Origin of the sequence: Brachymonas moutaii (nom. illeg.), assembly GCF_049977365.1 — a bacterium.
Lineage (GTDB): Bacteria > Pseudomonadota > Gammaproteobacteria > Burkholderiales > Burkholderiaceae_C > Brachymonas.
In genome coordinates this window covers 180,770-205,185 of sequence record NZ_JBNGEN010000004.1, presented here as the reverse complement: position 1 = coordinate 205,185, position 24,416 = coordinate 180,770, and the positions used below count along the sequence as shown (strand labels likewise).

Annotated in this window: 17 protein-coding genes, 1 tRNA gene and 3 pseudogenes; 14 read left to right on the top strand and 7 right to left on the bottom strand. The window is 63.3% G+C overall.

Annotated elements, in window-relative coordinates:
• Positions 1-39: 39 nt before the first annotated feature.
• The 3 genes from ACP2WS_RS07000 to ACP2WS_RS06990 all read right to left on the bottom strand — a co-directional run bounded on the left by ACP2WS_RS07000 (position 40) and on the right by ACP2WS_RS06990 (position 5,008).
• Entirely contained in the window at positions 40-825 is a 786-nt protein-coding gene (locus ACP2WS_RS07000; RefSeq protein WP_426460165.1) for a WlaTC/HtrL family glycosyltransferase, read from the bottom strand.
• A gap of 30 nt (positions 826-855) precedes the next feature.
• Positions 856-3,477 carry an alanine--tRNA ligase gene (gene alaS / locus ACP2WS_RS06995; protein WP_426460164.1) on the bottom strand — a complete coding sequence of 874 codons (2,622 nt, stop codon included), beginning with the start codon at positions 3,475-3,477 and terminating at the stop codon, positions 856-858.
• Between the two features lie 145 nt (positions 3,478-3,622).
• A complete protein-coding gene (locus ACP2WS_RS06990; RefSeq protein WP_426460162.1) occupies positions 3,623-5,008 on the bottom strand; it encodes an aminotransferase-like domain-containing protein in 1,386 nt (461 codons plus the stop codon).
• A gap of 192 nt (positions 5,009-5,200) precedes the next feature.
• On the opposite strand from ACP2WS_RS06990, the gene gabT reads away from it, so the two are divergent.
• From gabT to ACP2WS_RS06955, 7 genes and pseudogenes are all read left to right on the top strand, one after another.
• Positions 5,201-6,496, top strand: a complete 1,296-nt coding sequence (gabT, locus tag ACP2WS_RS06985; protein ID WP_374492833.1) for a 4-aminobutyrate--2-oxoglutarate transaminase — start codon at positions 5,201-5,203, stop codon at positions 6,494-6,496.
• A 186-nt stretch (positions 6,497-6,682) separates the two neighbouring features.
• On the top strand, positions 6,683-8,113 hold the full coding sequence (locus ACP2WS_RS06980) for an amino acid permease (protein ID WP_426460161.1): 1,431 nt from the start codon (positions 6,683-6,685) through the stop codon (positions 8,111-8,113).
• Positions 8,114-8,248: 135 nt separating this feature from the next.
• Entirely contained in the window at positions 8,249-9,736 is a 1,488-nt protein-coding gene (locus ACP2WS_RS06975) for an NAD-dependent succinate-semialdehyde dehydrogenase (RefSeq protein WP_426460159.1), read from the top strand.
• A 124-nt stretch (positions 9,737-9,860) separates the two neighbouring features.
• A tRNA-Gly gene (locus ACP2WS_RS06970) sits at positions 9,861-9,934 on the top strand.
• 238 nt (positions 9,935-10,172) lie between these two features.
• A pseudogene (locus ACP2WS_RS06965) lies at positions 10,173-10,757 on the top strand (tyrosine-type recombinase/integrase); the annotation flags it as partial.
• Positions 10,758-11,110: 353 nt separating this feature from the next.
• A pseudogene (locus ACP2WS_RS06960) lies at positions 11,111-12,076 on the top strand (IS481 family transposase); the annotation flags it as partial.
• Positions 12,070-13,038 (top strand): annotated as a pseudogene (locus ACP2WS_RS06955) (nucleoid-associated protein); the annotation flags it as partial. The pseudogenes ACP2WS_RS06960 and ACP2WS_RS06955, both read left to right, overlap by 7 nt.
• 170 nt (positions 13,039-13,208) lie before the next feature.
• Here ACP2WS_RS06955 and ACP2WS_RS06950 read toward each other — a convergent pair.
• A complete protein-coding gene (locus ACP2WS_RS06950) occupies positions 13,209-13,469 on the bottom strand; it encodes a PepSY domain-containing protein (protein ID WP_426460171.1) in 261 nt (86 codons plus the stop codon).
• A 189-nt stretch (positions 13,470-13,658) separates the two neighbouring features.
• Here ACP2WS_RS06950 and ACP2WS_RS06945 point away from each other — a divergent pair, with 189 nt between their 5' ends.
• Positions 13,659-14,888 carry a histidine-type phosphatase gene (locus ACP2WS_RS06945; protein ID WP_426460158.1) on the top strand — a complete coding sequence of 410 codons (1,230 nt, stop codon included), beginning with the start codon at positions 13,659-13,661 and terminating at the stop codon, positions 14,886-14,888.
• Between the two features lie 6 nt (positions 14,889-14,894).
• Here ACP2WS_RS06945 and ACP2WS_RS06940 read toward each other — a convergent pair whose 3' ends face one another.
• From ACP2WS_RS06940 to ACP2WS_RS06930, 3 genes are all read right to left on the bottom strand, one after another.
• Positions 14,895-16,073, bottom strand: a complete 1,179-nt coding sequence (locus tag ACP2WS_RS06940; protein ID WP_426460157.1) for a TonB-dependent receptor — start codon at positions 16,071-16,073, stop codon at positions 14,895-14,897.
• 444 nt (positions 16,074-16,517) lie between these two features.
• Positions 16,518-17,786: a type II toxin-antitoxin system HipA family toxin gene (locus ACP2WS_RS06935; protein WP_426460156.1), complete on the bottom strand. Its 1,269-nt coding sequence runs from the start codon at positions 17,784-17,786 to the stop codon at positions 16,518-16,520.
• A complete protein-coding gene (locus ACP2WS_RS06930; RefSeq protein WP_426460155.1) occupies positions 17,783-18,136 on the bottom strand; it encodes a helix-turn-helix domain-containing protein in 354 nt (117 codons plus the stop codon). The genes ACP2WS_RS06935 and ACP2WS_RS06930 overlap by 4 nt, the downstream gene beginning before the upstream one ends.
• 291 nt (positions 18,137-18,427) lie before the next feature.
• Here ACP2WS_RS06930 and ACP2WS_RS06925 point away from each other — a divergent pair, with 291 nt between their 5' ends.
• From ACP2WS_RS06925 to ACP2WS_RS06900, 6 genes are all read left to right on the top strand, one after another.
• Positions 18,428-19,414 carry an IS481 family transposase gene (locus ACP2WS_RS06925; protein ID WP_426460154.1) on the top strand — a complete coding sequence of 329 codons (987 nt, stop codon included), beginning with the start codon at positions 18,428-18,430 and terminating at the stop codon, positions 19,412-19,414.
• A 401-nt stretch (positions 19,415-19,815) separates the two neighbouring features.
• Complete coding sequence (locus ACP2WS_RS06920; RefSeq protein WP_426460153.1) at positions 19,816-20,586, top strand: DNA alkylation repair protein; 771 nt, start codon at positions 19,816-19,818, stop codon at positions 20,584-20,586.
• Between the two features lie 13 nt (positions 20,587-20,599).
• On the top strand, positions 20,600-21,511 hold the full coding sequence (locus ACP2WS_RS06915; protein ID WP_426460152.1) for a GNAT family N-acetyltransferase: 912 nt from the start codon (positions 20,600-20,602) through the stop codon (positions 21,509-21,511).
• Positions 21,508-22,380 (top strand): class I SAM-dependent methyltransferase, encoded by an 873-nt coding sequence (locus tag ACP2WS_RS06910; protein WP_426460151.1) that lies wholly within the window; start codon positions 21,508-21,510, stop codon positions 22,378-22,380. Before ACP2WS_RS06915 ends, ACP2WS_RS06910 begins: the two co-directional genes overlap by 4 nt.
• 44 nt (positions 22,381-22,424) lie before the next feature.
• Positions 22,425-23,963 carry an FAD-binding oxidoreductase gene (locus tag ACP2WS_RS06905; protein WP_426460150.1) on the top strand — a complete coding sequence of 513 codons (1,539 nt, stop codon included), beginning with the start codon at positions 22,425-22,427 and terminating at the stop codon, positions 23,961-23,963.
• Positions 23,960-24,403, top strand: a complete 444-nt coding sequence (locus tag ACP2WS_RS06900; RefSeq protein ID WP_426460149.1) for a tryptophan 7-halogenase — start codon at positions 23,960-23,962, stop codon at positions 24,401-24,403. Before ACP2WS_RS06905 ends, ACP2WS_RS06900 begins: the two co-directional genes overlap by 4 nt.
• Positions 24,404-24,416 lie beyond the last annotated feature (13 nt).

The following is a 24,416-nucleotide window of genomic DNA, read 5'->3' as shown; positions in this document are numbered from 1 at the left end:
TAGGTCTTGGTGCGCATCCATCGATTCTCTCTGAATCTGCTATCGGATCGTGAACACGTTCTCAGGCTCCGACAGGGAAGCCACCAGAAAAAGCGACTGGTCGTCGTCGATCCAGCCGTTCTGCATCAGCTCTCCGAGCACAGTCTGGTAGAGCGCGTCGAGATGCAGCCACTGCGCACGGCTGGCCACGATGGAAGGGCCGATGACGTACACCTCGTTGTGCGCCATGACATGCTGCAGAGCCGGGTGTCGGACCAGCGCACGGGGGGAGCGGTCAGGCAGCGGCTGCGTCCATTTCCGGATGCTGAAGAGATGGATCTTTTCGGGATCGAAGTCATGGTCCCAGGACACCACGCCCCCCAAGGTTCTGGCCTTGCGGCAGTACCCGAAATCGAGCCATGCGGCCATCTCGTGATGGACATGACCGCCTTCGATGGCACGCCGCAGAAAGGTGGTCTTGAGCAGGTTCACCAGAACGTATTCGGCGCTCCAATACTCGGGGTTGGCCACCTGATCGGGGCTGATGCGCGCCTGGAATTCGGGCGATTGCTGGATGGCGGCAATGCGGTCGCGCAGTGCGGAGAACTCGCGGGGGAAATCCACAGCGATCACGGCTCCGGAACGGCCCTTGCGCAGCCGCCGGACCCTGTCCACCAGATCCGGCGAGGTGAAGACGATCATCTCGTTGTCAAGCGACGCCAGATGGGAAAAACGCCGGAAATAGGTGTCCGTCGTTCTTTTCAGGAAGGGCTGGTTACCCCCCTGCCGGGAATTCCACTGCCCACGACCGATGTCGAAGAATGCGGTGACGATGGTGATGGGCATGGAAAATTCCTGACAGGGGTGGAGCGCCGATCAGAGCCGCTCGGCCACCCAGGCCTGTACGCCCTGGAGTGCCTGGTCGAGGTGGGCGGGCTGGGTGCCGCCTGCCATGGCCATGTCGGGCTTGCCGCCACCCTTGCCCCCCACCTGCTGGGCCACGAAGTTGACGAGCTCGCCGGCCTTGAGGGCTGCGGTGCGGTCCTTGGTCACGCCAGCGGCGATCTGGACCTTGTCTCCTTCCACGGCAGCCAGCACGATGGCAGCACTCTTGAGCTTGTCCTTGAGCTTGTCCATGGTCTCGCGCAGGGTCCTGGCATCGGCGCCTTCGAGGCGTGCCGCCAGCACCTTGACCCCCTTGACATCGACGGCCTGGCCGGCAAGTTCATCGCCCTGGCTCGAAGCGAGCTTGCCCTTGAGCGCGGCGATTTCCTTTTCGAGGTGCCGCGTCTGTTCCTGCAGCTGGCCGATGCGGCCGAGCAGCTCGGAGGGCGGGGTCTTGAGCGCCTGCGCCGCTTCGGAGACGGTGTGCTCAAGCCCCTGCAGATAGGCCAGGGCATTCGCGCCGGTAACGGCCTCGATGCGGCGCACGCCCGAGGCCACACCGCCTTCGGTGACGATCTTGAACAGGCCGATGTCGCCGGTGCGCCCCACATGGGTGCCGCCGCACAGCTCGGTGCTGGAGCCGATGTCGAGAACGCGCACTTCGTCGCCATACTTCTCGCCGAAGAGCATCATGGCACCGGTCTGGCGGGCGTCTTCCATGGGCATGACGCGGGCACGGGTGTCGGTGTTGGCCAGGATCTCGGCATTGACCTTGTGCTCGACTTCGGCAATCTGGGCGGGCGTCAGGGCGGCGCCGTGGGCAAAGTCGAAACGGGTGCGCTCGGGGGTGACGAGGGAGCCCTTTTGCTGCACATGGCTGCCCAGCACTTCGCGCAGGGCCTTGTGCAGAAGGTGGGTGGCGCTGTGGTTGCGCATGGAGGCGAAGCGCAGGTCGTGGCTGACCTCGGCTCGCACCCGGTCGCCCACGCGCAGCACGCCCTGCAGCAGCACGCCATGGTGGCCGAAGACGTCGGCCTTGATCTTGTGCGTGTCGGTGACCTGGAATTCGATCCCGGGGGCCCGCAGCAGGCCCTGGTCGCCCACCTGGCCACCGCTTTCGGCGTAGAAGGGGGTCACGTCAAGGACGATGACGCCCTGATCGCCGGTCCTGAGCTGGGACACGGATTCGCCATCCACATAGAGGGCCAGGACCTGGGCCTCCTCTTCGAGGTGCTCGTAGCCGGTGAAGGTGTTGCTGGCCCCTTCGTACTCCAGCACCTTGTCCATCTTGAACTTGCCCGCTGCGCGGGCCGTGTCCTTCTGGTGCTGCATGGCGTTCTCGAAGCCGGCCTCGTCGACCGTGACGCCGCGCTCGCGGCACACGTCCTGCGTGAGGTCGAGCGGAAAGCCGTAGGTGTCGTGCAGCTTGAAGGCGATGTCGCCGGAGAGGGTCTGGCGGTCACCGGCCAGGGCCTCGTCGAGGATGTTCATGCCCTTTTCGAGCGTTTCGAAGAAGCGCTCTTCCTCGGCCTGCAGGGCGGAGGCGATTTCGGCTTCCTGCGCCTTGAGACGGGGATAGGCATCGCCCATGAGCGCGACCAGATCGGGCACGAGCCGATGGAAGAAAGGCTTCTTGCAGCCGAGCTTGTAGCCGTGGCGGATGGCGCGGCGGATGATGCGGCGCTGCACGTAGCTGCGCCCTTCGTTGCCGGGCAGCACGCCGTCGCTCACCAGGAAGGCAGTGGCACGGATGTGGTCGGCAATGACCTTGAGGGAAGGATTGGCCAGATCGGTGCAGCCGGTTTCGCGCGCTGCAGCCCGGATGAGGTTCTGGAACAGGTCGATCTCGTAGTTGCTGTGCACGTGCTGCAGGATGGCGGCCAGACGCTCCAGCCCCATGCCGGTGTCCACGCAGGGGGCGGGAAGGCGCGTGAGGCTGCCGTCCTCGTGCATCTCGAACTGCATGAACACGTGGTTCCAGATCTCGATGAAGCGGTCGCCGTCCTCGTCGGGGCTGCCGGGAGGGCCCCCTGCGATGTCGGCACCGTGGTCGTAGAAGATTTCGCTGCACGGCCCGCAGGGACCGGTGTCGGCCATCATCCAGAAGTTGTCGCTCTTGTACTTGCCGCCCTTGTTGTCGCCGATGCGGATCACGCGTTCGGGCGGCAGGCCGATGTCCTTAGTCCAGATGTCGTAGGCCTCGTCATCCTCATGGTAGACGGTGGCGGTGAGCTTGTCGGCCGGGAGGCCGTAGACCTGCGTCAGCAGCTCCCAGCCCCAGGTGATGCTTTCCTTCTTGAAATAGTCGCCGAAGGACCAGTTGCCGAGCATCTCGAAGAAGGTGTGGTGGCGGGCGGTGTAGCCGACGTTCTCGAGGTCGTTGTGCTTGCCGCCGGCGCGCAGACAGGCCTGCACGCTGGTGGCGCGGTGGTAGGGACGCTTGTCGGTGCCGAGGAACACATCCTTGAACTGGACCATGCCGCTGTTGGTGAACATGAGGGTCGGGTCGTTCAGGGGAACCAGGGGGCTCGACGGCACGATGGTGTGGCCCTTGCTGGCGAAGAAGTCGAGGAAGGTCTTGCGGATTTCCGCAACGGTCATGGGTGTGGTCATGCGGCAAAAACGCCCCGGGGGGCGCTCTCGGTACGGGAAAAAGGGAATGCTGCCCGGATTATAGGAGTGCGGGCCCCGGTGGCCAGCCGGACACAGGCGATGCAGCAGCGGGAACGGCCTGCCCGGAGGGCCGATGGCCGAAGGGTCAGATGTACTGGCGCAGGAAGCGCAGCACGGCCTCGTCCTCGCTGAACGCCACATTGAAGCGCAGCCACGGACTCATCGTCAAGCTGGGCGAGAACAGATGACCGGGGCCGAGCAGGATGTCGTTCTCGGCAGCCAGCAGGGCAAGCACGTTGGCATTGTCGATCGACGGATGCTGCACCCACAGAAACATGCCAGCCTTGGGGGTGGCGAAGGTCTCGAAGCCCATGTCCAGAAATCGGGCGGACACGCGGCTGTGGGCGTCGGCCAGGCGTTCGCGCAGGTTCTTGAGGTGCTTGCGCCAGCGCCCGTCGATGAGGGCACCGTAGGCCAGCCGCTCCGAGAATTCGGAGGAGGTGAGCCCGGAAATCATCTTGAGCTGGGCGAGCTCCTCCACCAGTTCCTGATGGGCAGCCAGATAGCCCACCCGCAGGTTGGGAGAGATGGTCTTGGAGAAGCTGCCGATGTAGACGACCCGCCGCAGCTGGTCGAGGCTTGCCAGGGTGGCGCGGGGCCGGTCGTCGAGATCGGCGTAGATGTCGTTTTCGACCACCAGCAGGTCGTGGCGCTCGGCGAGCTGCAGCACCCGGTACATGTGCGAGAGGGTGGCCGACATGCCGGTGGGACACTGCAGGCGCGGCTGGGTGAAGAAAACCTTGGGCTGGTGCTCCAGGATCAGGGCCTCCAGCTGTTCGAGATCGTAGCCTTCCTCGGTCCGGGGCACGCCCAGCAGCTCTGCGCCCATGAAGCGCAGCGCAAAATACAGGTTGGAATAGCCCGGATCGTCCACCAGCACCTTGTCGCCCGGCCGCACCGCACGGCGCGCGATCAGGTCCAGCGCCTGGCTGGAGCCCTGCGTGAGCAGGAGCTGCTCGGCCGTGACGGCGATCTCGCGCTCAGCCAGCAGGTCGCGCACGAGCTGCCGCATGGGCAGATAGCCCTTGGGCTCGCCGTAGCCGCTGATGCTGATGTCGCCTGCGGCCAGCGTGCGCAGGCTGCGGCGCACGCCCTCGCCGAACAGCCATTCCTCGGGCAGCCAGCCGCAGCCCGGCTTGAGGCTGAGGCTGCGGTGCTCGAAGATGCGGCGCATGTAGAAGTTGGCGTCGAAGGCGTCGCAGGGCCCGGCCACGGCGACGGGGCCAGGCGTGGCCTGCCGCCGGCGCACGAAGAAGCCGAGATTGGGGCGCGAGACAAAGTAGCCCAGCGCCACCAGCCGGTCGTAGGCATCGACGGCGGTGTAGACGCTCACGTCGTGCGTCTGGGCAAACTGGCGAATGGAGGGAAGCTTGGAGCCCGCACGCAGCGAGCCGTCTTCGATCGACTGCCGGAAGCCGTTGACGATCTGCTGCACCAAAGAGGTGCCGGAACTGGAGTCAAGTACAAACATGGAGCGTACACAAGCATAACTGGTGCCAAAAACACGCTTTTGAGGCATGCCGCGTCACCCGGGACGACCGTACCGTGGCACCCGCCAACACAGCCACGGTTTCAAGGATGGGCAAGTGTATATGTTGGCCGGGGGGAGGGCTTTCTACATTGGGGGTGTCGATTTTTTCCGTTCCAAGGAGTGATTTCCACCATGACCGAGACCACCGCTCAGACCAATGCCGCCCTGTACTCCCGCCGCGAAGCCGCCGTGCCGCGCGGGGTGGGCCACTCGTACCACATCTTTGCCGACCGTGCCGAAAACGCCGAGGTGTGGGACGTGGAAGGCCGTCGCTACATCGACTTCGCGGGCGGCATTGCCGTGCTCAACACCGGGCACCGCAACGCCACCGTGATGGCCGCCGTCGAAGCCCAGATGCAGCGCTTCACGCACACCTGCTTTCAGGTGCTGCTCTATGAATCCTATGTGGCGCTGGCCGAACGGCTCAATGCCAAGGCTCCCGGCGATTTCGCCAAGAAGACGGTGTTCCTGACCTCCGGCTCCGAAGCGGTGGAAAACGCCGTCAAGATCGCCCGTGCCCACACCGGACGCAGCGGCGTGATCTCCTTCACGAGCGGCTACCACGGCCGCACCCTGCTGACTCTGGGCCTCACGGGCAAGGTCGTGCCGTACAAGGCTGGCTTTGGCCCCTTCCCGGCCGAGCTGTACCACGCCCTGTTCCCGGTTCCCAGCCGGGGCGTGACGGTGGAGGATTCGATCCACTCGCTGGAGCTGATCTTCAAGAACGACATCGAGCCGAGCCGCGTGGCCGCCATCATCATCGAGCCGGTGCAGGGCGAAGGCGGCTTCAACCCCGCTCCCAAGGAGCTGCTGGCCCACATCCGCGAACTCTGTGACCGCCACGGCATCGTGATGGTCGTCGACGAGGTGCAGACCGGCGCCGGACGCACGGGCACCTGGTATGCCATCGAGCAGACCGGCGTGATTCCCGACCTGATCACCACCGCCAAGTCGATGGCAGGCGGCTTTCCGCTGTCGGCCGTGACGGGCCGTGCCGAGATGATGGACGCTCCCGGCCCCGGCGGCCTGGGTGGCACCTATGCCGGCAGCCCGCTGGGATGCGCAGCCGGCCTGGCCGTGCTCGACGCCTTTGAACAGGACAACCTCCTCGAACGCAGCAAGGCCGTGGGCGCCCACCTGCGCAAGGGTCTGGAGGCACTGGCCGTGCGGCACCCCGTCATTGCCGAAGTGCGCGGCCTGGGCGCCATGCTCGCCATCGAGCTGTGCAAGGACAAGGACATGAAGCAGCCGATGAGCGATCTGACCAAGGCCATCGCGGCCGAGGCCGGCCGTCGCGGGCTGATCCTGCTGACCTGCGGCACCTACGGCAACGTGATCCGCTTCCTGGTGCCGCTCACGGCCAGCGATGCGGTGCTCGACGAAGGGCTGTCCATCCTGTCGGACTGCTTCGACGCGCTCGACCGCTGAGCGGCAGGCACCTGCCTCCCCTGCGGGGCGTCCCGATGCGGGATGCCAGGGGCGGAGCCGCCTGCCCCCGAGGCGCAGCGGCTCCCTCTGCTCCCGGCCGGCCCCACCGGGCCGTGATGCCGGGGGCTCTTGACCTTCACTCCCTTTTCCCTTCCATTCCTTCCTTATAGACAAGGAGAAACTGCCATGACTGCGCATACTCCGGAATCAGGTGGCACCGCGCTCAAGGCCGGCCTCAAGCCGCGCCACCTGACCATGATCTCGATTGCCGGCGTCATCGGCGCCGCCCTGTTCATCGGCTCCGGCAAGGTTCTGGCCAGCGCCGGACCGGCTGCCGTGCTGGCCTATCTCGCGGGCGGCATCCTCGTGGTGCTGGTGATGCGCATGCTCGGCGAAATGGCCGTGGCGCACCCCGACACGGGCTCGTTCTCCACCTACGCCGACCGCGCCATCGGGCGCTGGGCCGGCTTCACCATCGGATGGCTGTACTGGTACTTCTGTGCCCTGCTCATGGGCTGGGAAGCCTACGTGGCCGGCAAGATCCTCAACAACTGGTTCCCGATGATCCCGATCTGGGGCTACATGCTGATCGTGAGCGTGTCGCTCATCGGCGTGAACCTGATGAACGTGAAGAACTACGGCGAATTCGAGTTCTGGTTCGCGCTCACCAAGGTGGTGGCCATCGTGGTCTTCCTGATCATCGGCAGCCTGGCCATCATGCACCTGTGGCCCTGGGGCACCCCCACATCCAGCGGCTTCACGCACCTGACCAGCGAGGGCTTCATGCCTCACGGATTCGGGGCGCTGGTCACCGCGCTATTGGGAGTGATGTTCGCCTTCATGGGAGCGGAAATCGTGACGGTGGCGGCTTCCGAGTCGGCCAACCCGAGCAAGGAAATCGTCAAGACGACCAAGTCGGTGGTGTGGCGCATCGTGCTGTTCTACGTGGGTTCGATCTTCATCGCCGCCTGCCTGATCCCCTACACCGATCCGCTGCTCAAGGACCCGACCTACGGCACCTACAGCGTCACGCTGATGAACCTCGGCATCCCCCATGCCCGCGACATCGTCAACTTCGTGGTGCTGACCTCCGTGTGCAGCTGCTTCAACTCGGCCCTCTACACCTGCTCGCGCATGCTGTTCTCCCTGTCCCGCCGTGGCGATGCCCACCGCATCATGGGCGTCACCGGCAAGCACACCGGCAGCCCCTGGGTGAGCGTACTGATTTCGAGCGTGTTCGCCTTCGTGGCCATCTACCTCACCGCCACCGAGAAGATGGATGTCTATGACGTGCTCATGTCCGCCACCGGCACCGTGGCCCTGTATGTGTACATGGCCATCGCCTTCTCGCAGCTGCGCATGCGCCAGAAGTTCGAGGCCGCAGGCCGCAAGCTGGAGTTCCGCATGTGGCTGTTCCCCTGGCTCACCTATGCCGTCATCGGCTTCATCGCGGTCGCCCTGGTGATCATGGTGGCAGAAGGCACCTACCGCACCGAAGTGGTGTATACCTCGATCCTGGCCGCCGTGATCGTGACCATGGGTGTCATCGCCCAGAAGTTCGGCATCGGCACCGGACGCCGCCCTCCCGAGGTCGTGCTCCATCCCGTCGCCGAATGAGGTGCGGATGGGCAGCCCCTCACCCGCCACATACCGGCGGGTGACACGGGGCCGGCCCACCCCGCCACCGCCAGGACGGGGCGGCAGTCTCCCTGCCGCCCTCCTTTCCTCTTCCGTACCGATTGCAGACCCACCATGACCGCTACCCCCTCCTCTCCCCTCTCGCTTCTCAAGGACCCCACCCTCCTCAAGACCGCCGGCTACGTGAACGGCCAGTGGATCGAGGGACAGACCACCTTTGCCGTGATCGACCCCGCCACGGGACTCGAACTCGCCCAGGTCGCCGACCTGACGGCTGCCGACACCCAGCGCGCCATCGACGCCGCCGAAGCCGCCCTGCCCGCCTGGCGCGGCCTCACCGCCAAGCAGCGCAGCCAAATCCTGCGCCGCTGGTTCGACCTGCTCACGGCCCACCAGGAAGACCTGGCCCGCATCATGACCGCCGAACAGGGCAAGCCCCTGCCCGAAGCCATGGGCGAAGTCGCCTACGGCGCGAGCTTTGTCGAATGGTTTGCCGAAGAAGCCAAGCGCTGCAACGGCGAAACCGTCACCACCTTCGACAACAGCAAGCGTCTAGCCGTGCTGCGCCAGCCGATCGGCGTCTGTGCCGCCATCACCCCCTGGAACTTCCCGCTCGCCATGATCACCCGCAAGGTTGCCCCGGCCCTGGCCGCTGGCTGCACCGTGGTGGTCAAGCCCGCCGAACTCACTCCCCTCACGGCCACCGCCGCCGTGGAGCTGGGCGCACGCGCCGGCATCCCGGCCGGTGTGCTCAACCTCATCACCAGCAACCAGGCCGTCGCCGTCGGCAAGGTCCTGTGCGACAGCGACGTGGTGCGCCACCTCAGCTTCACCGGCTCCACCGAAGTGGGCCGCATCCTCATGGCACAGTGCGCCCCGACCATCAAGAAGCTCGCGCTGGAGCTCGGCGGCAATGCCCCCTTCATCGTGTTCGACGATGCCGACCTCGACAGCGCCGTGCAGGGTGCCATGGCCAGCAAGTACCGCAACGCCGGCCAGACCTGCGTCTGCGCCAACCGCCTGTATGTGCAGGACGGGGTGTATGACGCCTTCATCGAGAAGCTCGCCGCCGAAGTCGGCAAGCTGCAGATCGGCAACGGCTTCTCCAAGGGCGTGAGCGTCGGCCCCATGATCGAGCCTGCCGCCCTGGTCAAGGTGCGGGCCCACATCGACGATGCCGTGGCCAAGGGCGGCCGCGTCGTCACCGGAGGCCAGGCACTGGAAGGCCAGTTCTACGCTCCCACCGTCATCGCCAACGCCACGCAGGACATGCGCTGCGCCCGCGAGGAAACCTTTGGGCCGCTCGCTCCCGTGTTCCGTTTCAGGACCGAGGCCGAAGCCATTGCCGCCGCCAACGCCACCGAATTCGGCCTGGCCAGCTACTTCTTCAGCCGCGACATCGGCCGCATCACGCGCGTGAGCGAAGCGCTGGAATACGGCATGGTCGGCGTCAACACCGGCCTCATCAGCAGCGAGCAGATCCCCTTCGGCGGCGTCAAGCAGTCCGGCCTCGGCCGCGAAGGCTCCCACCACGGCATGGACGAATACCTGGAAATGAAGCTCGTGTGCATCGGCGACATCCGCCCCGCCACCGACGCCTGAGCCCCCACCCGCCTCTTGCATGCGCGCAAGGCCCGCGCCCCCAGGCCGGACCTTGCGGCTGTGCCCCCTTGCAGACACCCCGTGCGCAGGGGGCCGGGAGACAGGCTACAATAGCGCGATCGCTGCGGGCGTAGTTCAATGGCAGAACGGCAGCTTCCCAAGCTTCATACGAGGGTTCGATTCCCTTCGCCCGCTCCACCGCATCATTCTGCGGACTTCTGCAGAAGTCCAAGAGAGTCTGCAAGTCGTTGCCGCACAAAGACTTTTCCTCTCTTTGATGTTCTGCCGTGGTCCACTGCGATCCGCCTACAGCCGGGACTTTTGAGTCCATAAACAAGTCCATTTTTGTGGACGTGGCTGATTCCGGATTGTTGATGGAGGGGCGAGGTCGACGTGACCAGCATCTGGTTCCTGACTCATGTTCAGGAGCAAGAGCATGGCACTCTCAGACTTGGCCGTTCGACAGGCCAAGGCAACTGGCAAGGCATACACCCTCCCTGACTTGGATGGCCTCTCCCTGGCCGTCACGGCTGCAGGGGGCAGGACTTGGCACTTCCGCTACTACTGGGCGGGCAAGCAGAAGCGGATGTCGCTCGGCACCTACCCGGAGGTGACGCTTCGCGAAGCCCGCAGCCTGCGCGACGAAGCGCGCGCCCTGCTGGCCAAAGGCACCAATCCTCGCGTTCACCGCAAGCAGAAGCGCACCGCTGTCCGGCTCGCCGACGAAAACACCTTCGAGGCGGTGTATCGCAAGTGGCTCAAGCATCGCGGGCTCAGCCTCAAGGAAGGCCGGCAGACGACCCTCTCGATCCTTCCGCGCATCTTCGACAAGGATGTGCTGCCGACCTTGGGCAAGCGGTCGGTCTATGAGATCAAGCGTCCCGACCTCTTGGAGGTGATCGCCAAGATCGAGAAGCGCAAGGCGCTCTCCGTTGCCGAGAAAGTCAGGACGTGGTTCAACCAACTGTTCCGCTACGCGCTGGTGATCGTGCCGGGCCTGGAGCAGAATCCTGCTCGTGACGAAGCCGGGTGACGCCATGCCGTTGGTTTCTGCCGCCGCACATCGGCTGCCGGCGGTTCCGCCCCCTCGATCGGCAGCGCCGCTGGTGCCTTCGGACATTCAGCGCGAGAGGATGCCGAACGCTGACCCAGGCGCCGGTCCCGGCGGAGATCATCGCCAAGGGCATGCCCACCTCCGGGCTGCTCGCGTAGGTGCTGGTCGCAAAGGACTCCGACCATTTGCCGCTTACATGGTCGTCCCTAGGTGTCGCATCCCGGATGATTACATAAGCAAAAATCGCTATCCGCTGTTCATGGCCCGAGCGGTCATGCGTGCTTGATAGAGTCACTGCAATCACTCCCGGAGGGTTCGCCATGCTGATCGCCTTGCACAAGAACGCACGCACCACCCCTGCCGTTCGTGCAGAGATCGCAGCCAGTACCGAGACCGCCCCTGTGCTGGCCCAGCGCTACGGGATCAGCGAGCAGACGGTCTACAAGTGGAAGAAGCGAGAAGCCTTTGGTGACCGCTCCCACATTGCCCATCGCTTGCAGACGGTGCTGAGCCCAGCCCAGGAGGCCATTGTGGTTCAGTTGCGGCGCACCTTGCTGTTGCCCCTGGATGATCTGCTGGCCGTCAGCCGAGAGTTCTTGTGCCCGGCTGTCTCGCGCTCGGGGCTGGATCGGTGCCTGCGTCGCCATGGGGTGGGCAACCTCAATGCCCTCAAACCCCAGGAGCCTGTGGTGTCCTCCAAGACCTTCAAGAGCTACGAGCCGGGCTACGTGCATGTCGATGTGAAATACCTGCCCCAGATGCAGGACGAGAGCAGTCGGCGCTACCTGTTCGTGGCCATCGACCGGGCCACGCGCTGGGTGTTCGTGCAATTGAAGTCCAACAAGACCGCCGCCAGTGCACGGGCCTTCCTGAGTGCGCTGCACAAAGCCTGCCCCATCAAGATCACCAGGCTGTTGACCGACAACGGCAAGGAGTTCACAGACCGCCTGTTTGCCAGCAGGCAGCGTGAGGCCAGCGGCAACCATGGCTTCGATCAGCTGTGCCGGGAGTTGGGGATCGAGCACCGGCTGGCCCGGCCCAGGACGCCCAGAACCAACGGCATGGTGGAGCGATTCAACGGGCGCATCGCAGATGTCCTGAGGACCCACCGCTTCAACAGCCGCGACGATCTGGAGCAGACGTTGCTGCGCTATGTGGCCTTGTACAACCACCAGCTGCCGCAGTCAGCCTTGAAGAGCAAGACGCCTTTGCAGGCAATGAAAGACTGGCATCAAACCCATCCGCATTTGTTTAACAAGCGGCCATATGATCGTCCGGGATGCGACAGCTATGCTTGTGGGATCGCCGGATGCGCTGCGGAAAATTGCTTGTGCACGCTTCGCAGATCGGATTGCATCGGCAGCCCGCGAGGGGCGGCGTTTTGGGGGGACCGATGGCACTTGAGAATTTGACGATCGCGCGGGTTTGCCTGCACGAAGTATATCCGCGCGCGGACGATGGTTCGGTCGTGCAGCCTACCTATTCCGCAAACCTCCTCGCACTCAATCCGATCGCGATGGCGGCCTTCCGTTCGCGCGTTCTCGCCGCCTTCAAAAGTGCCGGCCACTGCATGGAAATGTCGATCCGCGATTTTGGTCCGGGGCACGCCGTCACTCTCGGCGCTGATATCATTGGGACTGCCGATCCCGACTTCATCGCGCGCTCGCGCGCCTTTGCCGACGGACTGGCAACGGCGCAGGCTTCACGGCGGATCCCAGGCGGGCTCGTCGTCGTCTTCGACGGCACGGTGGGCCAACCCGCTACGCCCTTTTTCGCGATTATGAAGGCCGAACTGCATGACGGGTTCATGAAGACCGGCAATCTCCAGGCCACATTTGTGAACCGCCTTTTCCTCAGTCCCGGTACCAAGCTCTACAAGATCGGTATTTTTATCAGCGACGGGGCCCAACCGCGGCCCGCGCTTCCTGCCGGCTGGCGACCGATCGTCTATGACAGCCAGATGACTGCGTCGCGGCGCGAGGCCGCCGCCACCTATTTTCACAGCACTTTTCTCGGACTCGGTATCCCCGATGACAATGCGCAGCGCGTTCGGCAGTTCTTCGAGCGTTCCAAGGAATTCATCCGGACCGCCCCCGTCGACCAGGAAACTAAGGTCGATCTGTACAACGGCCTCTACACCTATTTGAAGGTTGATCAGTCGCCGACGATCCAAGTCCAGCAATTCGCGGCGACCTATCTGCCCGACGGTCTCGGCCAGAATTATCTCGACTTCATGCAGCAAGCCCATTTTCCGCGGCAGGCCGAGGTCGACGATCGCGACGCCATAATCCTCGACATCGCCGTTGAACCACGCCTGCTGGCCGTCACCGGCAAGGTCGACGACGAATCCCGCCGCGGTCATGCCGCGAACGAGTTCGGAAGCGACGACAGGATCGTCCTCGACCACCAACGCGCGCATCAATCATCCTCGATCTTGATCACCCGGCCGGTCCTGGCGTCGATTTCGACCTCGCGCACCCTGCCGCCGCCGGTCAGGATTTTCACCTCATATTTGAACCCGAAGGATTCGCGTTCCAGCTTGACCTTGAGCACGTCGCCCGGGACGCGCTCGGTCGCGATCGCCAGGACGCGGGTGATCGGCAGGATTTCGCCGCGCGCCAGCGCCGCGCTCGCCGCGCGTTGATCGGCTTTGTCGTCCTTGTCCTTGGCCAAGGTCATGCCGGGGAGGGTGAGAGCGGTCACGGCGACCGCAAGGAGAAGTGTCTTTTTCATACGCCCTTCCTGCCACAAGGCCGCTGATAGAAAGCTGACATCACCGGGCGAAGGGCTGATCGGCAAATGGCATTGATGAAATAAATTTTCCTATTTAATATAGAGTCGATAAATATATTCCATAATGGAGAGCCCGTGAAGCGCATTCTGCTGTTATCCACTGCACTGCTGGCGGCGTGCGCCGCGCCCGGGCCGGGGGCCAACACCCCGGTCGCCAGCCAGCCATCGCTGAAGCTCGAGAAGGTCGTGATGCTGATGCGGCACGGCGTCCGTCCGCCGACGAAGCCCGTCGTCGTTCCGCCGGGCTATTCGTCCGAGACATGGCCCGGCTGGCCCGTCGATTTCGGCCTGCTGACGCCGCGGGGCGCGGCGGGCGTCAGGCTTCTCGGCGAAAGCGATCGCGCCTATTTCGGCGCCCGCGGCTTATTTCCCGGCGGATGCCCCGCGCCCGGCACGATCGTCCTGAAGGCGAGTTACAAGGAGCGCACGATCGAGACGGCGCGAAGCTGGGCGGCGGGTTTCATGCCCGGCTGCGCCGCGGCGATATCCCACCCCGCCGGGTCCGGCGACGACGCGATCTTTCACGGTCTCGACAGCGGCCCGGCGTCGTTCGACGGGAATCGCGCTTATGACGCGGCCCTGGCGCAAGCGCCCGAAGGCGGCCTCGCCGCCGAGACCGAACGCCACCGCGACGAACTGACGCTGCTCGCGAAAGTGCTGAATTGCGCCGTGCCGGCCTGTCCGCTCGTCGCCGAACCCAGCCGGCTGGTTGCGCAGCCGCACGATCGCCCCAAGCTCGAGGGTCCGCTCGATATCGCATCGACCGCGAGCCAGACGCTGGTGCTCGAATATCTGGAGGGCAAGCCGATGACCGAGGTCGGCTGGGGCCGCGTGAGCCGCGCCGAGATCGAACAATTGCTGCGCTTCCACCCGCTCGAGTTCCGTTATTTGAATCGCCCCGGCTATATCGCCGCCGCCGCCGCCGCACCGATCGTGCACGAGATCGTCACGGCGCTCGGCGACCGGCGCGCGGCGCGGCTGACATTGCTCGTCGGACACGACACCAACGTCGCCGACCTCGGAGGCTTCTTCGACTTGCACTGGCAGGTGCCGAGCTATCCCGCCGACGAAGTTCCACCCGGCAGCGCGCTGGGGTTCGAGCTGGTCAGCACGGCCGGGGGCGACCGCTATGTCCGCGCCTTCTATCGCGCGCAGACGATGGACCAGTTGAGGAACCTCGAAGCGCTGGGATCGGACGATGCCCTGTTCCGCCGCTATCTCCCCATTCCAGGGTGCGGCGATTCGGTCGAGGTGACCGCGTGCCGCTGGAACGATTTCGCCCGGATCGCCGCGCCGCGCGGATAAGGATGCCTATCCGCCAAAGCTGCGCTGGACGGTCAACCCCACATAGCGGCCGCTGCGCAGCACCCGCAGCTCGCGATAGCGCAGCGCGCCGTCGCCGCGGATACCGGCATAGATGTCGCGCGTCCGCGTCGCGGCGCTGTCGGTCAGATTCTTGCCGAACAGGCGAAGCGTCCAGCGCGCATCGGGCCGATATTCGACGAACAGATCGAGCCGCCCGGCCAGATGATCGGCCTCGATCTCCTCGACATTGAACGCGGTTTCGGTGCGCGCGAAGGCATAACTGCCACCCCAGCGCAGCATCCACGCCGGAATGTCATGGGCCAGAGCCACCCGCGCCTCGACCGGAAGATCGCCCGAGATGGGCCGCCGCTCGCCGGTCGCGGGATCGGTCGCCCGGCCGCGCCGCGCGACGAAGTCGGCGGTCACCACGACTCCCCTGGCGCCGAACCCGTCCAGCGGCCATTTGAGCGACGCTTCGACCGTATCGCGGCGTGCCGCGCCGATATTGCCGACCGCGTCGTAAAGGACCCCATCGACGACGACGGGAAGCTGGTCGACCAGATCGGATATCCATTCGCGGCGCGCGGCGAGTGTGAAGGACCCGGCGCCGAAGCGGCGTTCGTAGCTCAGCTCGACGCGCCACAGGCTGTCGGGCTCCAGATCGGCATTGCCGGCGCTGATCGTCCCGCTGGTCAAGGACGCGGCGCCGACGAAATCGCCGAAATCGAGCTGGCCGACCGCGCGTTCGGCCAGCAGGCGGATCGTCCGGTTCGGCGCCGGCGCCCAGACGAGCCGCGCACGCGGTTTCCAGAAGGCGAAGGATTTGACGAGGTCGATGTCGCCCGTCTGCGACAGGCGGGAGATTTCGTATCTGACGCCGAACTCCGCCATGGTCCGTGCGCCGAACGGACGGCTGGCGGTCACGAACAATTCGGCGCTGCGTTCGGCAACGCGAACGTTGGCCTGGGGCAGCGGAACCGGTTCGCCGTCCTCGACCAGCGCATTCCGGACATCGAGACTGTTGACCGCGCCCTCGGCGCCGATCTCGATCGTCGCGCCGCCCCGATGATGGCGGAGCGCGGCGCGCAGGATCGCTTCGCTGGCGTTCGAACGCTCGTCCGAGACGCTGTATTCCCACGCGGTCGATTCGCGATCGATGCCGACGGTCGTCACCGACCGATACATTGGCTACTGCTGGCTGTCCATGGCTCGCACTGGACTTGCTCGGAGCGCGCGTTGACCAAGCGTGGTTTTTCAGTCCATAATTATGTCCATCTCGGTTCGCCGAGTGCGGAAAACTCATTATCAATCAACGAGTTGGGAACACGATGATGTTCCCTTCGCCCGCTCCAGACCCCCTTTTTAGTCTGGCCTTCCGGATGCCATGCCATCTGCATCTGGACACCGCACGCACCACAGCCAACCTTGCAGGTTGGCTTTTTTGTGCCTGAAACACCGCCTCCATTCCCCGATCGCCATTGCCATGGCTTCCATGGCTGCGTTCGCCAAAAAGCAATGAACTGCACGGCCCGGGGAGTAATCGAACTCATCATCGAAAATACAGGAGTCCACAGCGCCGATCCCGATGAGGAGACCGATGGCAGTGCGGGGCTCTGAAGTGAGCAGACGTCAGGGCCGGCCTGCAAGCGCACGAAACTCCGCATGGGCCGAGAAAGCCCCCGCCGTCAGGTCAATGTCGGCACCTGAGATGCCAGCCCTGCGCGCCGCGTCCCGCCAGCCATCGACCACTGTCGCTACCTCTGCCACCACCTGCCGAGCAGGGCCGTCGCCAAGCCCGTAGAACACCGCCGTACCGAGAACCGTCTCCAGGCTCGGTCGGTTGTCGACATCGTCGATGTTCAATACATGCTCCGCCTTGTCGATGTTCGGATTGACATCAAACGCCGGCGCAAGGCGCCATCCCGTCCTGCCAAGCACGAAGCCGTGATTGCGCAAGTGATCGTCACGGTTGCCGACCGCGACATTGAACGCCACGCGACGGAATAGCTGTGCCAGGTCCGCATCCACACGCTCTGCGTCGCCCTGGGACCGGATGAACTGGGCCAGTTCCAGATAGCTCGCGCCTTCGCTCTGCGTCTTGCGCAGCAGCGTCATCGCCGAGGCATAGAAGCATCGCGCACCCTGCACGCGATCGAACCTCTGCACACAGAAGGTGTGAAAGCCGTTGCCCAGCCTGATCAGCCTGGCCGGAGGGACATCCACGCCGGCTTTCCGGGCCAGTTGGTGAACAGCATATTCCCAAGCCCCAACGTCCCGGTCATCGTCACGCGCGGGGAACTTGGCGATCCAGAGCGAGCCGTCGGTCTCCGTGAAGTTGGCCTTCGGCCTGGCCCCACCCAGCGATGCCCCCGGAGCGACGAGCACGGCCAGCCACCTGCGCAGGGCGTCGAGGTCATCCATGCGCCGGTTGCTGAGCTGATAGGCGACCGTTTCCAGTTCGCGCAGGGTGGTCACTGGCGGAGCAGCCATCTTCTCGTCACCGAGGAAGGTGTCCGTGTCCGGCCGACGAAAGCGCAATGCGCCCTGGCGGGTCTGGTCCTGCACGCCGATAAGGAAGTCCCAGGCGTAGAGCGTGCGAGGCGGACGCTTCTCGTCCTTCGCCTGCAAGGCTTCTCGGCGCTTCATGAGTGTCTGGCCCCAGCGGTCCGGCGATGAGTCCAGGAAGACCCCGAAGTTGCCCAGTTCCGGCTTCGGGAAAAAGGGGTGCTCGTCCAGGGAGAGGTCAGGATCCAGCGCAAAGGCGCGGGGATCCCTGAGCCAATCCGGTTCGTAGCGAAAGCGGATCTGTCCTCGATCATGGGAAAGCGTGCCGACTTGGCATGCTGGGCCCAAGCCATCGTCCAGCCAGACTTCCAGCGTGTTGTCCTGTTTGCTCATGCAGACCCCTCGCGATTCTGGGCTGGTGATGGATCGCCCCTTCGGTGCCTGGCACCGTGTAAGGGCTCCAGCGCCAAATCCTGCAGCTTGCGCCCGATCCGGTCGTCGGCTGCCAGCAGATTGAGATCGCCTTCGAGACCCAGCACGGCCAGTACCCGGACATAGGCGCCCAGGGTAGCGCCAGGATCGCCTGCCTCGACCTTGTACACAGTGGTTCTGGAAACCCCTGCGCGTTGCGCTATCACCGCATTGCTCAGCTTGCGCCTCTTGCGGGCAAGGCGAAGCCGTTCGCCCAGCTCGGAGAGCAGGCGCTGTTCACGTGGAAAGACAACGGGCGGCTTGCGAGGCATGTTTGCTATTAAAGTCAAAAATCAATGAATTTGTCCATAATAGCGAAAGATGAAACGAGTGCCTAGCGCTCGCCAGCGAGCGAGAAACCAGTACACGATGTGGCATCTTCTCGCTATCAGCATGGGATAAACTCTTTACAAATCAATGGATTGGATTGAAATTTCCGTTCCATTCGACAGCTCTAGTTGTCGAGTCCCATGTGATCATGTTCCCCGTAAAAGCTGGGCATTCTTTGAAGCCCGAGCAGTGATGCTCGGGGTGCTGGAGTCCTTTGAACGGGAGTAAGTGACATGAGCCAAGTCCACCCGCGGGCGCGCACGACGCCGCGAACCAGAGCCGAGATCAAGGCCTCATCGGCAACGCCAGGGCAATTGGCCGAGCGCTACAACATCACTGCGGCCACGGCGCGCAAATGGAAGCGACGGGACAGTTGCGAAGACCTGTCGCATCGGCCTCACACACTGCACACGACCCTGTTGCCGGTGCAAGAGGCTATTGCCGTGGAACTGCGTCGCCTGTTGCTCTTGCCCTTGGACGATCTGCTCGCTGTAGTTCGCGAGTTCATCAACCCAGATGTCTCCCGTGCCGGATTGGATCGATGCTTGCGTCGCCACGGCGTGTCCAGTCTGCGCGAACTGCAAGCTCAAGCGCAAGCCGATGCTGGCGTGCTCAAGGATCAGCCCGCCAAGACCTTCAAGGACTACGAGCCAGGCTTTGTGCACGTGGACATCAAGTACCTGCCCCAGATGCCCGATGAACAGGACAGACGCTATCTGTTCGTGGCCATTGATCGAGCCACACGTTGGGTGTTCATGCACATCTACGCCGATCAAAGCGAGAAAAGCAGCATGGACTTCCTGAACCGTTTGGAGCGTGCTGCGCCGATGAAGATCACCAAACTGCTCACAGACAACGGCAGTCAGTTCACGGATCGATTTACCAGCAAGAAACGTGAACCCAGCGGGCGCCACAAGTTCGATGTGGACTGCACCGCCTTGGGCATTGAGCACCGCTTGTGCTCGCCCAAACACCCACAAACCAACGGCATGGTCGAGCGCTTCAATGGCCGAATCAGCCAGGTGCTGCACCAGACGCGCTTTTCATCAGCGGCCCAGCTGGAGGCGACGTTGATGAGCTATATGAAGGTCTACAACCACCATATTCCCCAACGCGCGCTCAACCATGTATCGCCTGTTCAGGCACTCAAAGAATGGCAGGTGAAGAGACCTGAGCTGTTCAAGAAGCGCATTCACAAACAGGCGAGACTTGACAGCTAGGCTCATCCCGTGGAACGGGCGTACCCCTCGTTAATAGTTTAGGCAGCGCCGGAAACTGTGTCTTCCATCGCGCTGGCGCAGCCTCCGAGGAGTCGCGGTCTTGCTAGCTGAAGGGGAAGGTCCTCTCACGCCCTGCGGCTTCCTGGAAGAGGCGCTACGTATCTACAGTGCTGCTGCGCTAGCGGACAAGCGTGTTAACGCGCAAATTCTTGTCACCTGATCGTTGCATAGTTTAGATCCGATGCTAGAATTTGCAAAATAGTTAGTTGCCATACTATATGGCACCTTGCAATGATGGTGTCTGCAGTCACGTACCGTGCGGCAGCGCCGAGCAGAAAGAATTTCATAGATCGAAGGAATACTCTTTCTGAGCACTGATAGCTGAAAAGGAGTGCAATCCGATGGGTAGAGCGAGTACTCGCAAGGATCCTACGGGCCTTCAAGAGCGCCGGATCGACGATCTCAATAGCGGGATCGCCGAAGCTTCAACATTGAAGGAGTGCCTTGTTGTCGATTTCGCGGCGCTGATGAAAGTAGTACTTCCCGAAATCGGCAAAGATGCCATCGCCGCGATGGAAAAGGAGGGCAGGGAAGGCATTCTCAAGCGGATGCGGCTCGCAGGCGGCCTCATCCTTGACCGCCTCGGAACGGCCGTCCTTCCCAAGCTGACGGGTCACCCGTCGGACACCGTACGCGGATGGGCGTGCTTTGTGATCGGCGCGAGGGAGAAAGCAGAACCAGCAGGTCTCCTGGATGCGATTCATCCCCTTGCCGATGACCACCACTTCGGAGTCCGCGAATGGGCCTGGATGGCGGTTCGGCCGCACATGGTAGCCGACCTCGAAACCTATATAGTGCATCTCGCTTCCTGGGCAGGCTCCCCTTCCGAGAGGGTGCGGCGATTTTCTTCCGAATCCATCCGTCCGCGCGGAGTCTGGGCTTCACATATCGACCTATTAAAAAAACACCCGGAAATGGGGCTTCCCGTACTGGATCGCTTGCGCGCCGATCCAGCGAACTATGTGCAGCTTTCGGTGGGCAACTGGCTGAACGATGCAGGCAAAGACCAACCGGAATGGGTCCGGACGGTTTGTCGTCGCTGGCTGACCGAGGAAGAGGGAAGCCCGCATACCAAACGCATCGTGGACAGAGCCCTGCGATCACTTAAGTAAAGGAACACACGCCATGAAAGATCGAATTGAACGCTTCAAGAACGTGCACCTGAACTTCGTGCCAGCATCCGTGGTACGTGCGGCGGCCGTAAAGCGTCTTGCGGCAAGCGACCTGAGTTTTCCGGGAGTGGAATTCAAGATCGCGTCTTCCGAGGAGGAGATGGCGGGCGCATTCGCCCTGCTGGAAGAATGTTATGTAAGACGAGGCATTGCCCGCGAGAGCCAGATGCGCCTGCAGGTCATCAGCCTCCTGCCGACCACCACCACGTTTGTCGCCCGTAAAGGCAGGCACATCATCGGCACCCTTTCGCTGATCGAAGACTCCGATCTGGGGTTGCCGATGGAGAAAGTGCATCCGAGCGAGGTATCGCGAGTCCGAGGCCTCTATCGGCACATCGCCGAGGTGGGAGCGCTCGCGATAAGCGCAGACCACCGGCGCTCGGGGCTTTCCATCATGCTTTACAACATGATATACCGCTGGGCCCGCCACTGGCGGCATGTTGACGACATGCTCATCGCGGTCCATCCGTCCGCGCGGCACTTCTACCGGAACATCCTGCTGTTCGAAACGCTGGGCGCGGTTCAAAGCTATCGGGGCTTGGGAGGCGCGGCCTCCCTTCCAATGAGGCTCGACATACCCGGTGCGCAGAGGCGGTTCCACAATATCTATCACAACCGGATCGTGGACCGTAACGGGAAACTCGACTTCTACCGGTTCTTCTGCGCACCCAGCGACCGTTTCGATTTCTCCTCCCACCCCGAATTCCATGCGCACCGATCGAAGAAGAGCCCGCTCGACGAGAGTGCCGTCATGCAGCTCATGGATCGTTTCTCGCTATCCGGAAAAGAATTCGCCGAGAACGAGGCGACGGCGCTCCGCCGCCACTTTCCGAAGATCTCTTTCTCGATGGATGGTGCAGCATGAGTTTCGACATTCCCCGCGCCATCTTCCACGAGGTTTTCACTGCCGACCAGTTGCCGCGCACGCCGGAGACCGATCTGGTAATGGATGCCGCCGCGACGGTCGAGGATTACTCGAGCAGCGGCGAAGAAGGCGGCGCGCTGTTCGGTCTGTACCTCTACAACGCGCTCCAGGTATCGGCAAGGCTCAAGCTCGAGGATTCCGTGATCGATCTGGGCTGCGGATCGGGCCGACTACTGAATCTGATCGCGCAGTGGAATCCTCGCATGAAGTTCACGGGCGTGGATCTTGCCCCGAACATGCTGAGCAAGGCGAGGGAGCAGGCGGTCCATCGCAGTCTGTCGAACGTGAGCTATTCCGAAGGCGATTTTTCCACGCTCTCGAGGATCGACGACCATAGTGCGGATGCGGTGATTTCATCGATGGCGATCCATCATCTGCCGGATCGCGAATCGCTTGCCCGATGCTTCTCCGCCATAAAGCGGGTGCTCAAGCCGGGAGGAACGTTGTACCTGATGGACTTCGGCCGCCTTCGCTCGCTCCAGGCCATCGAAATCTTCGTGGCGAAGGTCGGCAAGACCGAAGCGGCTTCGGTCACCCAGGACTACCGTGCGAGCCTCCTGGCGGCCTATACGCCGGAAGACTTTTCCAGCGAAATCGCCCGCACGGGCCTCCATGGAGTGTCCCTGCACAGGACGATCATCGCCCCACTGGTAATGATTGCCAGTACTGCGCTTCCCGCGCGGGGCATCGAACCCTCCCTTCTGGCCAGATACCGGGACGCCGTAAAGAACCTGTCTGCATCCAGACAGATCGAACTTCAGCAGATGCGGCGGTTCCTCCAGGCCGGCGGCATGGGTTTTCCGACATGACTACCGGAGAAAGGGCGGCTCCGTCCTCCTTGGACCTCTTTCGGATGGCCATCGAAGGGTGCGGGCGCTCCGGCAGGCTGCTTTCCGAAACGCAGGCCGCCGAGAGGATGAAGGACACGATGTATCGCGTCCCCGGGCACCAGACGCGGACCGTGGTGGTGCTGTCAACAGAGGACGAAGTCCGCCGTGCGCTCGCCCACGCGAAGCGGTTCGGGCTGAGCGTCCATCCCGTTTCCAGCGGCAACAACTGGGGGTACGGCTCGGCATTGCCGGCCGACGAAAACGTCGGCGTTATCTTGGATCTCGGCGCCATGAACCGGATTCTGGAGTTCGACCACACGCTCGGCACCATCGTCTTGGAACCCGGAGTCACCCAAGGCCAGTTGCAAGACTACCTGGAGAGCAACGGCTTGGATTTCATGGTCCCTACAACGGGGGCGGGACCCTCCTGCAGCCTGGTGGGAAATGCCCTGGAGCGCGGTTACGGAATGACTCCCGTTGCCGATCACTTCCAGGCCGTGCTGGGTGTGCGCGCACTATTCTCGGATGGAAGCTGCTACGACTCGCCACTATGGCGGGACGGTGCCGGCGCAACGACGAAGGCGCCGGTGTACCGATGGGGGGTAGGCCCTTATCTGGACGGGCTATTTGCCCAGAATGGAGGCGCCATCGTCACCCGCCTGGCGCTTCAGCTGATGCCCAGGCCCGAACGTGTCGAGATGTTCCTCTTCTGGATCGACCAGGACGAAAAACTGGAACGGATCGTAGAGGCGATCAGGTCACTGCTGACAGGCTCTGGTCTCGTCATCGGGGGCATCAACCTGATGAACGCCGATCGCGTTTCGGCGATGGCGGGCGCGAGCGCCGTAAACGGCTCGGCCTGGATCGGAACCGGGGTTGTGTACGGACAGAGGAGAGTCGTGCGCGCCGGCCGGAAAGTGATACGCCGAACTCTGGCCGGCCTGGCCAAGAGGGTCGTCTTCATCAATGAACGGCGGCTGCATCTCATGGATAAGCTGTCGTTCGTTCCCGTTCTGGCCTCACTGGTTTCGTCCGTGCGTTCCGCCTACGACATGCTGTCGGGACGACCGAAAGAGTTCGCGCTTTCACTGGCGTATCAGAGGAACCCCGAAGCGATGCCTCCGACGGGGCGCAATCCTGCACGCGACGGTTGCGGGCTTCTCTGGTACGCGCCGCTCGTCCCGATGACCGGGGCCAGCGCGCGGGAATATGTCGAAATGGTGAAAAGGGTATGCGAGAAGTTCGGCTTCTCGGCTCCGGTTACCTTTTCGACACTGTCGGTCGCAGGATTTGACAGCACGGTTCCCCTGATCTTTCCGCCCGATGAGAAAAGCAGCGCCAATGCGACTGCCTGCCTGAAAGCCCTCATCAGCGAGGGTAGGAAGCTCGGCTTTCACCCCTACCGTTTCCACAGCTCGCTAATGGACGAGGCCACCAACGGGGCCCAGCTTCACTGGAACCTTGCAGGGCGCATCCGGGCTGTTATCGATCCAGAGAATCTGATTGCCCCGCGTCGCTACCAGCGCAGCAGAAGCTCTGCAACTCCGGAGTTTGTTTCATGACTCGCATCTTGCTTATCGGCCGCGGCTTATCCGGAAAGCTTGCCGCTCTTTACTATTCGCGCCATTTCCCCGATGCGGAAATCACTATTGTAGATCCTGCAAAGGAGGGGCTGCCCGTCGTCGGCGAATCCACGGTGGAGGTGACGGTCCAGTTCCTCAAGTCGCTGGGACTCGGCGAGTACCTCGAGGAAAAGCACCTCCACAAATACGGCCTGACCTATTATTTCCGCCTCCCGAAAGCTCCCGGCGCCGACACGCCCGAATACATACAGCACGAAGCGCCGGGCGTGATCCGCCTGCCTTCGTACAACCTGAACCGCTTCACATTCGACGAGGAAATCGAGTCCAGGATCTCTCCACGCGTGAGAACCGTGGTTGGCCGCGTGCAGAAGGTCAACCTTCCAGCGGACCCCGATGCGAGCTGCGTGGTGGAGGTGTAGGACGCGGCAGGGG